The 12,274-nt window shown below is 43.6% G+C and carries 7 protein-coding genes; 1 reads left to right on the top strand and 6 read right to left on the bottom strand.

The window, feature by feature from the left end; all coding sequences use genetic code 11:
• Positions 1-218: 218 nt before the first annotated feature.
• The 5 genes from ABH008_RS04875 to ABH008_RS04855 form a co-directional block, all read right to left on the bottom strand.
• Positions 219-1,529, bottom strand: a complete 1,311-nt coding sequence (locus ABH008_RS04875; protein ID WP_347988729.1) for a TolC family outer membrane protein — start codon at positions 1,527-1,529, stop codon at positions 219-221.
• Positions 1,530-1,605: 76 nt separating this feature from the next.
• Positions 1,606-2,937, bottom strand: a complete 1,332-nt coding sequence (locus tag ABH008_RS04870; protein ID WP_347988728.1) for an HlyD family type I secretion periplasmic adaptor subunit — start codon at positions 2,935-2,937, stop codon at positions 1,606-1,608.
• Positions 2,938-2,945: 8 nt separating this feature from the next.
• A complete protein-coding gene (locus tag ABH008_RS04865; protein ID WP_347988727.1) occupies positions 2,946-5,087 on the bottom strand; it encodes a peptidase domain-containing ABC transporter in 2,142 nt (713 codons plus the stop codon).
• A gap of 178 nt (positions 5,088-5,265) precedes the next feature.
• On the bottom strand, positions 5,266-8,004 hold the full coding sequence (locus ABH008_RS04860; protein ID WP_347988726.1) for an Hsp70 family protein: 2,739 nt from the start codon (positions 8,002-8,004) through the stop codon (positions 5,266-5,268).
• A gap of 169 nt (positions 8,005-8,173) precedes the next feature.
• The gene (locus tag ABH008_RS04855) at positions 8,174-9,694 is read right to left on the bottom strand and encodes an aldehyde dehydrogenase family protein (RefSeq protein WP_347988725.1); all 1,521 of its coding nucleotides are present in this window, start codon (positions 9,692-9,694) and stop codon (positions 8,174-8,176) included.
• Positions 9,695-9,986: 292 nt separating this feature from the next.
• On the opposite strand from ABH008_RS04855, the gene purD reads away from it, so the two are divergent.
• Positions 9,987-11,261, top strand: a complete 1,275-nt coding sequence (purD, locus tag ABH008_RS04850) for a phosphoribosylamine--glycine ligase (protein WP_347988724.1) — start codon at positions 9,987-9,989, stop codon at positions 11,259-11,261.
• 586 nt (positions 11,262-11,847) lie between these two features.
• Here purD and ABH008_RS04845 read toward each other — a convergent pair.
• Complete coding sequence (locus ABH008_RS04845) at positions 11,848-12,177, bottom strand: hypothetical protein (RefSeq protein WP_347988723.1); 330 nt, start codon at positions 12,175-12,177, stop codon at positions 11,848-11,850.
• Positions 12,178-12,274: the final 97 nt, after the last annotated feature.

The raw sequence follows: 12,274 nt of genomic DNA, 5'->3' as shown, positions 1-12,274 counted from the left end.
AAACGAAAAGCAAGGAATATAGAAAGCTTTCGGCTTATTAACCAAGATCTTTAGCTGATATGCTGACGATATTAAAAAACTGTGAACGGAGTCACAGGGATTTGGGATGATTGCCAATTACCCACCAACAACACCTCTATTAATTCTGGCGTTAGTTTTAGTTTGGTAATTAAACTTATTTAATGAGAGAAGAATTCAATTCTAAAGGGGTAGCTTATTCAATTAATCCCGACTAGATAATGATTAATTTGCTGTAAATCCTGTTCACTCAAGCTTCCGGATGCCTCTTTTAATTTCACGCCTTCGATTAGATAATCGTAACGACTTCGCGCATAGTCACTTTTAATTCTATATAAATTACGCTGCGCAGTTACCACATCCACCATAGTGCGGGTACCAATTTTAAAACCCGCCTCAACCGCCTCAACCGCCATTTCTGCAGATTTAATGGTTGCTTCCAAGGCTTTAATTTTACTGATATTGGATACCACACCCCGATAGGCATCTTTTACTTGCCGACCAACTGAACGCCTTAACTTGATTAAATCTTCGAGCGCTGCCTCGTATTCATGTGTGTATTGACGCGTACGAGAAGAAATTACTCCACCTTCGTAGATAGACACATTCATTTGTAATAGCACGCTTTCGTAATCGCCCCTATAACCGTAAACACTGCCATTGTTAATGTTAGTGTATTGACCGATTATATCCAGAGTTGGAATATGCTTTGCTTGTTGTATTTCAATACTTTTACGCACGTATTCAGACTGATTCAGCTGGGCAATAATGGAAAAGTTATTACTATCCGCCGCATCAGACCATATGGCAATATCTTCTGGAACTGGTTGAGGCAATGGAATTAAGCCTTGAAGTTCTCTTAATTCGGTGGGGTTATCCCCAATGACTTCGCGTAATGCTTCTTTACTGTTATCAAGTTTTTTTTGCGCTTCAATTTCGCCAGCAACGGATCGATCAAAACCAGCTTGGGCTTCATACACATCGGTAATAGCAACTGTGCCCACCTCAAAACGTTGCTTGGCTTGAGCCAATTGTTCAGCAAGCGCTAATTTTTCTGCCGTACTATATTTGAATTCATCCTGAGCAGCCAATACATTGAAGTAAGCCTCTGCGGTGCGGCGGATTAAGTTCTGACTTTTCGCCTGTAATTGCGCTTCACTTTGCGCAATTTTATTGTCACTTTGTTCAAGCTGTACCCAATGATCCCAGTGGAAAACGGGCATTTTCAGGTTAAACACCACTTGCGCATTGGTATAGTGTTGATTAGTAGTGCCCAAAAAGCTATTTACACTTTGTTGATTTACACCATCACTACCCACCAGAGTCAGGTTAGGTAACATTTGCGCGATGCTTTGATCTTTGGTCTCAGCAGTAGCCTGATTTCTAAACTCAGTCGCTCTTATATCAGGATCATTACTTTTGGCAAGCGCGTAGGTTTCCAGCAAATCCTGGGCAAAACCAATTTTCAAGGGAATTAGCGCAATTAAAAATGTGAATAAAAGTTTTCTCATTTTAAAATTTATTGATTTATCACGGCAAGGGCTATAAGTTTTGCTAAACTTCTACACGTTAAACAAACACAAGAGCTTACGGCTCGTGTATCGACTCATTCAGACCTTTAGTAATCGGCCAGATAAGATAAGAAATCACAGAACGTTTTCCTACGACTATTTCTGCACTTAAGGTCATACCTGGTAGCAATCTTGCTTTTGCAGTCATATTTTTGAGCGGTGTAGTACCCAAATCAATCCGACTTAGATAATACGCATCAATACCTGATCCGGCTGATTCACGACGAAAAGCGTCTTCGCTAATGGTACGCACTTTACCTTCCAGCGCGCCATGACGTTGAAATGGATAGGAATCAATTTTTATCTTGGCGGTATCATCTAATGCGATGTAGCCAATATCTAAGGAATCGACTTGCACTTCTGCTTCCAGAGCGGCATCCAGAGGCACTAGAGTAAACAACGGTTCTGCCGCTCTGGCCACCGAACCAATAGAAAGTTTAGCTATATCCAATACCACGGCATTAACCGGGGAAGATAATTTTACCAATCTATTGCGTTTTTCTGCTTTTAACAACTGCTCCTTTAACTCGTTGCTCTCACGCTCAGTCGCCAGCAGATCTTCCATTATTTTTTGTCTCCAACCTTTATCGAACATGGACTTTTCGGCTTCTAAAGCGGCTAATTCACTTTTTAACTCATGTTCCCGGTTTTTGGCCAATTGCAAATCTCGCTCCACTTCCAGACGCTTTTGCTGTGACTCCAACATTTGCAAACGCGCACCATACTGTTTACTGAGCAAACTATTTTGCATGGCCTCAATTTCTTGAATGGGTTTAAGCTTGGTTGCCAACGCTTGTTGGTCGTGAAAATTGGTTGAAATAGTCGCATGCAATTGGGCAATTTTCTCAAGCAAATGCTTTTGCTGGGCTTTATAGTTGGCTTTACGCTCGGTATCTAATTGCGCCTGTAAGCGGCTGTCTGGATTATCTGGATTTTCCCCCACATCCTTACCGCCCTCTAACTCCGCTTTGAGTCTTAGCATTTGTGTATTCAAACTTTCAAGACGAGTTTTTAGTTGCGATTGATCTGCTTCTGCAAAAGTAGGATCCAGCGTAGCCAGCTGCTCGCCCTTCTGCACAATTTGTCCAACTCTAACATCCAAAGTTTCTATAATTGCTGTTTCTAAGGGTTGCACGACAATATTTGGCAACGGGGTAACCAAGCGCCCTTTAGCCACTACTACACGATCTATTTGTGCAAAAATTGCCCAAACCAAAAAACAAATTAGCGCCAACAGTAATGCATACAAAGTAGTGCGGGCGAGCGGAGGCAATGGACTACGTTCAATTTCATCCGCATCAGGTAAAAATTCGATAACAGTAGTTTTGATGAATTGTTTTTTATCCATTTAGGTCATTACAGAGAAATTGATTGTTGGTTCCATAATTGTTGATAGGTATCACAACGCATTAACAACTCTTTGTGACTACCACTATCAATCAATTTACCCTGCTGCATGACCAAAATGGCATGCGCATTTACTAAAGTCGATAAACGATGTGAAATCATGATAACCGTTCTACCTACGGCTATACGCGACAAATTACGAATAAAAATTGCTTCGCTCTCAGGATCTAATGCGCTTGCCGCTTCATCCAGAATCAGGATACGTGGTTTTGAAAGTAATGCTCTGGCAATGGATAAGCGCTGCTTTTGTCCACCACTTAAATTAGAGGCGTTTTCTTCTAAAAAGCTATCATAGCCTTGTGGCAATCTTTCGATAAATTCATCCGCACCTGCCGCCTGTGCCACCGCCACAATTTCTTCAAAACTGGCACTGGGATTGGCAATGGCAATATTGTCACGAACCGTACCTCGAAACAGGAAGTTCTCTTGTAGAACCACACCAATTTGCCTCCGCAAATATGGCAATTCAAATTCCCGTGCATCAATTCCATCAAAACGAATAATACCTTCCTGAATGGGATATAAGCCTTGAATCAACTTGGTTAAAGTGGTTTTTCCTGAGCCGCTCCGACCAACGATACCAATCACTTTGCCTGCTGGAATCACGAAAGTAGCCCTATCCAGAGTTAATGAACTCGCTTCTGGATAACGGAACGCCACTTTATCAAAAGTAATTTCACCACCCAGATCCGCTCGTAAACCACCCACACCTATCCGGCCTTCGGGTACGGTATTCATAATTTTTCCTAGCATACGTACCGACAAGGCAGTTTGCTGATATTCATTGATGAGACCTACAATTTGTAATAGCGGCGAACTAACACGACTCGATAACATTTGAAAACCAATCAGCGCACCAACACTCATGGTGTTTTCGAATACATCTTGCGCACCAATGAAAATGATCATAATCGGTAACATCTTGCCAATAAACTCGGTAACAGCCCCACTAGAAAGGGTTAGTTTGCCCAAACGATAATGCATGGTAATGGCATCGGCAGAAATTTGATCCCAAATACGACGCTGTAAAGGCTCTACGGCTAAAGCTTTAACGGTGCGCATACCGTGTATGGTTTCAATTAATAATGATTGGCGCTTACCTTCAGCCGCATACAAAGCATCGAGCCTGCGGCGATAGGTAGGTAATACCATAGCAATAATTGCAACAATCACTAACGAGAACGCCAATACTATCATGGCCAATTTGACTGAATACGTGAACAGTATGGGCAAAAAAACCAACAAAGAGACCATATCCAGAAAAGAAAAAAACAAACGCCCTGTTAAAAAGTTGCGGATACTCTCCAACTGTTGCATATGTCGGGTAATGACACCAGCAGAAGTTGTTTCAAAATAATCGATGGGCAAGGACAGTAAATGTCCAAAGGTTCTTCTGGTAAGTCGCATATCGATTTTATTACTGGCGGCTAAGGTTAATAATTGCCGTAAAAAACCAAAAACAGCGTCGAATAACAAAGCAATGACCACACCTATGGTTAATGTCCAAAGGGTCGAAAGACTTTGGTGTACCAATACTTTATCTATTATTATCTGAAAATATATCGGCGTTGCCAGGGCTAAGAGCTGAATAGCCACGGCTGCAATGGCAATGTCTCTAAACGCGACTTTCTGTTTGAGAATTTCTGGAATAAACCAACGAAAGCCAAACGGTTGATTTAAATCGTCAATAGCATAATTGCGCTTTAAAAACACGACATCGCCATGCCACATTGCGCACCATTGCTCGCGATCTAAATAGTTTATTGAAGCACTAGTGGCAACTGGATCAAGAATAGCGACTTTATTATTATCATCTTTATTGACGCCGAGTATGATGACTCCCGCGCCATTTGACAAACGAGCCAGAATAGGAAAAACGCCAGTTTGAGCTAGTAACCCCTCCCAACTAAGCTTTGCCACTTTAGACTTTAAGCCAATTTCGGCCGCGATTCGTTGCAAGGCTCCAGAATTGGGTTCTTCTGCAGTCAATGCATAATCGTCAATAATTTGTTCGGGATTAATATTCAAGCCATGATGCTGGGCAATGGCTGTCAAACACTGAATAACCGAATGTTGAAATTTTTCTGACATGATTAATGACTACTATTAAACTACGCTAAGGAGAGATGAAAACTCCGCCATTCCCTGAGTGACACCCTGCCCTTCTCTATATTAAGAACAAGCGTCTAATTTATTAAGTCTAGGCTAAATAACCATTAAGTCGATGTTTGAGAGAAAATTTTTTATTGTTGTCATAAAAATCAGGATTCTACAGCAACCGCAAACCCGGCGGCAAAGCTTCACCAAACACCTGTTTTTCTTGTTGGGCATCCAACTGTGTAAACTCGGCCACCATGTCTTGCCAAGTGGCAGGTGCTTTAGTTTGCTTCAGTTTATCCAACACGCCTACCCTTAAAGCATCATCAATATCTCTAACTCTATCATCACAACGACGCGCCAATAAAGTGGCGGCGAACCCAGCTTGCGGCTGTTTTTTCCAATCCACCGTCAACAACTTCTGCAACCAAAGTGCAATAATTTCGGGAGAAATAACATCATGATTATTGGCATGAAACAAAATTCGCGCGCCAATACGACCTAGCGCCCACCAACTTTGCTCAGGTTCCCCCGCTTTTTCCAGGCGAGACAGCAGCCAACTACCCAATTGAATTTTATCTGTTATTGGCAAACGCTCCAAAACTGCCACCAGCAACACCATGTTTTCGTAACCGCGCATGTTTAATTGCTTAACCACAGCGGTTTGCCGTGCAGAAGCAGGATTAATAAATTTTGCTACATCATTAAATATTGTGCGTTGCGCCTCTGCGTGTAAACCACCTGCGACTCGTCTCCATAAGGTCCACCATTCTGTCCAATTTTGTTTTTCGTTAACAAATTGCAAACCGTCGGCATAAATTTTCCACAACTGTTCTATGCGCCAGTCGTCCAGAGGATAGCCGAATCCAGGCCTTAAACAGAATCCGGTTAAATTCAACCATAAACGTTCGTGAACTTCACTACGACGCCGATATTTACTGCCTTCTAGCAGTGCTGTAAACATTTCCCTTAGCAAAGGAGTTGACCATTCAGCTCGCGGCAGGCTCAATATTTTTTCCAGATCGGCCCGTAAAGTTTTGACCGCCTGTGGATCAACCTGCTTGGATTTTGCACCGTACACTGCCTGAATTTTTTCGATTACAGCTGGCAATTGAGCCGGCATGGCTTTGTTTTCTAAAATAGGCGCTTTTTTACGAATGTGAAACTCTACATCCCAACGCTGACTGGCATCAGCTATGGCGACACATTGCAAATGCAAAGTACCGATTTCAGTATAGGTAGCGACCAATTGCACCATGACTTCTGACTTTTGTTGCCCTTCTAAAGCCAACGCTAATGGCGGTAAACTGTGAAATCGTTCGTCATCCAATTCGACTATATCGCCAGTTTTATATTCGCCATCACCACTACTGGACAGCAAATGAAAACGGACAGGCTGTCCAACACGTAATGCAAACTGTTGCTCAACCAAGCGATTTTCTTGACCTTCTTCACTACCTTTTGGCAAAATACAAATGCCGCGTTTTACCTGATCGGCGTTATCAGCACTATCCACCAATAGAAAATAACTACGGGCGGCACCGCCACCAATTTTAATTTTCTGATGATGTCTTGCCAGTGCATAACTCACCGCACCGTAGGCTACTGCCAATTCTGGATGCTGATTATCCAGCAACAATGGCGGATCACTCTGCCAGCTTGCTAATAAATCCAACATCCTTTTTACCATGGCTGGACTGCGGAACACACCACCATTCAGCAATAAGGCATCAGGCACCATACCCTTACCTGCCAAGGCAGCTTCAGCGGTTTGTTTATGCCATTGCAAAAAAGCGGCAATATGTTTACTAATAGCTGGCTCAGCGGCATAGGGTAGACCGAATTCAACCATACCACTGCGTTTTTTATCGGGTAGCTCTTCTAAACCTGATAAGGGCAAAAAACCATCTAAAGCAATGCGTTGAACTTCTTCCCGACCAAGCACCGCACTGCGACTGCCACCTATCAAACGCGAACCAGCCCCCAACAGAGTAATTGTTACCTGTTCAGGCGCATCGGCTAACAATAGGTTTTCTTTAGCAACACGGCATTGTTCTATTAATTGCGATAGATCAGCGGCTGAGAGTTTTTTATCATTGTCGCGCAGACGATGCTCTAGCAAATGCGCCAGAGCCAGATCAATATTATCGCCACCCAGCATTAGATGATCACCTACACCTATTCTGGTTAACTGCGGCTCCGCGTTGCTATAGTCTATTTTGATTAATGTTAAATCGGTGGTGCCACCGCCTACATCGCATACCAATAGCAAGCGGCTACCCGCTAAACTACTTGCCACGCTACCCGCGTGTCGACGCAACCAGTCGTAACAAACGGCTTGCGGCTCTTCCAACAAGCGCACTTGGGTTAAGCCTGCTATTTTAGCTGCTTCCAAAGTTAAAGAGCGTGCTGATTCATCAAATGATGCAGGAACAGTAACAACTACCTGTTGCTGCGTGAGAGGCGCATGTGGAAAGCGTTGCTCCCAAACTGTACGAACATGACGTAAATAACTGGCACTGGCTGCTAAAGGCGATACCTTGAATACAGAAGCATCGCTTCCCCAAGGTAAAATGTCAGCACTAGGGTCTACCGCAGTATGCGACAACCAGCTTTTGGCACTGGTAACCAAGCGTCCTTGAGACTTGGCACCCAATACCCGTGCTGCTTCCCCAAGTATCGCTCCATCGTCAGACAATAGAAAACCAGTTTCGGCATTGATTTCGCCTTCTGCCGGATGATAGCGTACCGATGGCAGCAAAGGCCGTTCCGCAACCTCCCCCAAGGCGACCAATTGTGGAATGTTAAACAGTTGAATAGGCTGATCAGGAGCAGAAACATCCGTATACGCCACCACAGTATGCGATGTACCCAGATCAATTCCGACCAGATAGTTAGTACTCTTATTCAATTTATTCTGCTAATGGGTTTAGGTTTCAAGTGAAAAGTCGCTTGGGTTACGCTTTGTAGAGCCAATCCAAGCTAAACGAATCTCACACACTATATAACACATTGATTAGTTGAACTTTACTCTACTGAAAGTAGTATTTAAGTTTAGTGCTATTTGCATTTTGACTCACTTAAAAGAAGCCTAATGGTCTAATATCATAACTTACTAACATGTTTTTAATCTGCTGATAATGATCCAGCATCATCTTGTGATTTTCACGACCTACTCCCGATTTTTTATAGCCACCAAAGGCAGCATGTGCCGGATACTGGTGATAACAGTTTATCCAAACCCGTCCGGCCTGAATACCGCGCCCCATTCGATAAGCTCGGTTGCTATCGCGTGTCCAAACACCTGCTCCCAAACCAAACTGGGTATCATTGGCAATCGCCAATGCTTCTGCTTCGTCTTTAAATGTAGTGACTGAAATAACTGGACCAAAAATCTCTTCCTGAAAAATACGCATGGTATTAGTGCCTTTCAAAATAGTCGGCTCTATGTAATATCCCCCCTCAAAACCACTACCCAGTTTAGCAATTTCGCCACCTATTAACACTTCGGCACCTTCATCTTTACCGATTTGTACATAACTGAGAATTTTATCGAACTGCTGCTTGGAGGCTTGCGCACCTAACATGGTGTCGGTATCCAACGGATTGCCACGTTTAATTTTTTTAGCACGGGCGATGACTTTTTCTATAAAAGCATCATAGATAGATTCTTGCACCAACAATCGCGATGGACAGGTACAAACTTCACCCTGATTTAAAAACGCCAGAACGGCACCTTCAATACATTTATCAATATACGCATCTTCCTGATCCAAAACATCGGCAAAGAAGATATTAGGGGATTTACCACCCAGTTCAACAGTGGAAGGAATAATATTTTCTGCCGCACATTTTAAAATGTGCGCACCAATGGGCGTTGAACCAGTAAAGGCAATTTTAGCAATGCGAGTACTAGTGGCTAAAGCCTGACCCGCTTCCGAGCCAAAGCCATTCACAACATTCACAACACCAGCGGGTAGCAAATCGCCTATCACTTCCAGCAGTACCAATATGGAAGAGGGTGTTTGTTCGGCGGGCTTCATCACCACGCAATTGCCTGCAGCCAAGGCAGGAGCTAATTTCCAACAGGCCATCAATAACGGAAAATTCCACGGAATAATTTGCCCTACTACGCCAAGTGGTTCATGAAAATGGTAAGCTACTGTATGCTCATCAATTTCACCTATCGATCCTTCCTGGGCACGAATACAACCTGCAAAATAGCGAAAATGATCGATTGCCAAAGGCACATCCGCGGCCAAGGTTTCACGCACTGCTTTACCATTATCCCAAGCTTCGGCAACGGCTAACCTTTCCAGATTGGCTTCCATACGATCGGCAATTTTTAGCAACACATTAGAGCGCGCCATCACCGAAGTTTTACCCCATTGCTCTTTAGCAGCATGGGCAGCATCCAATGCCAGTTCTATATCTTCAGCACTGGAACGCGGAATTTCGCAAAATACCTTGCCGTTGACAGGACTTAAATTTTCAAAATAAAGTTTTTTTACCGGCTCTAGCCAGCGCCCACCTATATAATTACCATAACGTGCTTTAAAATTGACTTTACTATCCGTTTGATTGGGTTCGACAAAAAGCATTTTAATCTCCTCATTCTGGCTGTAGTGGATGAATAGACTATCTTACCATGCCCTGATTCAGCTTAACATAAAGCCCCAATAGCGCCGCCACACAAAAGCAGGTAACAGATTGTTTAAAAAAGACTTTAGAAAATACATTATAAACATTATGACAATGATATTAACTTTTTAGCAGCTATTTAGTGAGTAACAGCGGCTTTATCATATAATTTAGCTAGAAATCAGGCTGCACAGTAACCCTTAGCATCTTGTAATAATTTTTAACCTTGTCTTTTTCACCCTTTTAATATCAATGAAAATACTAATAGTTGGCAGCGGTGGTCGTGAACATGCTCTGGCCTGGAAAGTAAAACAATCTCAAAATGTACAAAGCATCTTTGTCGCCCCTGGCAATGCGGGTACTGAACTGGAAGCAGGCATCGATAATGTCTCTATTCAGGCTGACGATATTGACGGTTTGCTGAATTTCGCCCAAGCGCGGGAAATTGATCTTACCATTATTGGCCCAGAAGTACCTTTGGTAAAAGGCATAGTTGACCAATTTACTGCCGCAGGACTCCCCTGCTTTGGCCCCACTGCGCAAGCCGCGCAACTGGAAGGCTCTAAAGCGTATTGCAAAGATTTCATGGCCCGCCATGGCATACCCACAGCCGAATATCAAACTTTTACCGATGAAGCAGCAGCAATTGCCTACATACAACAAAAAGGTGCGCCTATTGTTGTCAAAGCCGATGGCCTGGCCGCCGGTAAAGGCGTAATCGTTGCGCTGAGTGAGCAACAGGCTATAGAAGCTGTACAAGATATGCTATCCGGTAATAGTTTTGGTGCTGCCGGACATCGGGTGGTGATCGAAGAATTTTTACAAGGCGAAGAAGCCAGCTTTATCGTGATTGCCGATGGCGAACACGCATTAGCCATGGCCACCTCGCAAGATCACAAAGCCCGCGACAATGGTGATACCGGCCCAAACACGGGTGGCATGGGTGCTTATTCCCCTGCCCCGATTGTTACTCCAGAGATTCACGACCGCGTCATGGCGGAAGTCATTTATCCTACCCTTCGAGGCATGCAGGCTGATGGTAACGAATACACTGGCTTTCTGTATGCGGGTTTAATGATCGGTAAAAACGGCAGCATCAAAGTTCTGGAATACAACTGCCGCTTTGGCGATCCGGAAACCCAGCCGATTATGTTACGCTTGCAGAGTGATCTGGTAGCCTTATGTCAGGCCGCCTTAGCAAAAAATCTGGACAAAATGAGCACCGACTGGGACCCACGCCCAGCATTAGGTGTGGTGATGGCAGCAGGCGGCTACCCTGATGATTATGCCAAAGGCCATGTGATTAGCGGTTTGCCAAAACAGGCTACGGCTGACAGCAAAGTTTTTCATGCAGGCACCCTTCAAAGCAAGGGCAATACGGTAACCAATGGCGGCAGAGTATTATGCGCTTGTGCTTTGGGTGAAACTATAGCCGATGCGCAGAATAAAGCTTATCAGCTTTGTCAGCAAATTGATTGGCAGGGTGTTTATTATCGGACGGATATTGGTTTTAAGGCGATTAATTAAAGTTTGGTCACTAATCACCATCAAAGTAAGCCGGCATTGGATGTGAACCCATAACAGGAGGCGCATCTATAGCGACAGCTACTCTTCACTTTGTGAAGTGCATAACAAGCCAATACGAAATCTCACTATTAAACAAAGAGAGTCTTCACCATTGTCAGTTTAAAAGTAGATGTGTGCACAGCCGATTACCCAGCATTGCCTAATGTTAGTGATCAAAGCTGGGATTAAAAGTTTATGTTTATATTTGTATAGTTAGCCACTTCGAAGCTGGGTTTCGTGACATCAACCCAGCCATGACTTTCAAGTATTCGATTACCAGCAATACACTACAAATTTTGGTTAACCATTAGAGGTACTTGTCTAAAAAAGGGAAGTTTTAGAATGTGGGTAGCGGCAAGTACCACGCCTGACTATTACGTGGCAGGTGCCCAAGACCCTGGGCGCGCTCAGCATTACCCTCTGGTGCCCCCGAAGAGGTGTCCTTCCCCACCACCTACTTTATAAATTACATGGATATTTTGTTTATTGCAAATAATGTATTGTTGTAACTCATTCGCACACACTCAATAGCCATGACACACTGACATCAAGCCTCAATCCCAATATCAAACGAAGTAAAATCAGATTCGTCCCCATAGATCCAAGACAAACGGGCGTTATTCGGCATTTCTATCTGCTTGGCAGAATATGCATCCAATATTGGTGCAATGTGGCGTACCGACCTAGGTGTGGTGTAAACGAAATAGCAGGCATTATCATCTGCCCAGCCACCAAACATGGCCATGCCTTTGGGGCCGTTTCTGGAAATATAGGCGGCTCGAAATGCGCCAAAGAAAATGGCCATTTCTCCCGATTCGTATTCCTGACGAGAGAGAGTGATGCGATACCAACTCATGGTTTTTGCAATTTTAAACATGCTTGTCACTAGAATCACCTCAATTTTCTACACACGCCGATTGTACTTGTTATATCGGGGATAAAAATAATGGCATGATATTAACACCAGAGCAGGT

This window comes from Methylomonas sp. AM2-LC (assembly GCF_039904985.1).
Classification (GTDB): Bacteria; Pseudomonadota; Gammaproteobacteria; order Methylococcales; family Methylomonadaceae; genus Methylomonas.
Note: the sequence above shows the minus strand (reverse complement) of the source record. Positions and strands in the feature narration are given on the sequence as shown.

Coding starts and splice junctions, on each gene's coding strand:
- ABH008_RS04855 (WP_347988725.1), bottom strand. CDS start 9,694: ATGCTTTTTGTCGAACCCAATCAAACGGATAGTAAAGTCAATTTTAAA.
- purD (WP_347988724.1), top strand. CDS start 9,987: ATGAAAATACTAATAGTTGGCAGCGGTGGTCGTGAACATGCTCTGGCC.
- ABH008_RS04865 (WP_347988727.1), bottom strand. CDS start 5,087: ATGTCAGAAAAATTTCAACATTCGGTTATTCAGTGTTTGACAGCCATT.
- ABH008_RS04845 (WP_347988723.1), bottom strand. CDS start 12,177: ATGTTTAAAATTGCAAAAACCATGAGTTGGTATCGCATCACTCTCTCT.
- ABH008_RS04870 (WP_347988728.1), bottom strand. CDS start 2,937: ATGGATAAAAAACAATTCATCAAAACTACTGTTATCGAATTTTTACCT.
- ABH008_RS04875 (WP_347988729.1), bottom strand. CDS start 1,529: ATGAGAAAACTTTTATTCACATTTTTAATTGCGCTAATTCCCTTGAAA.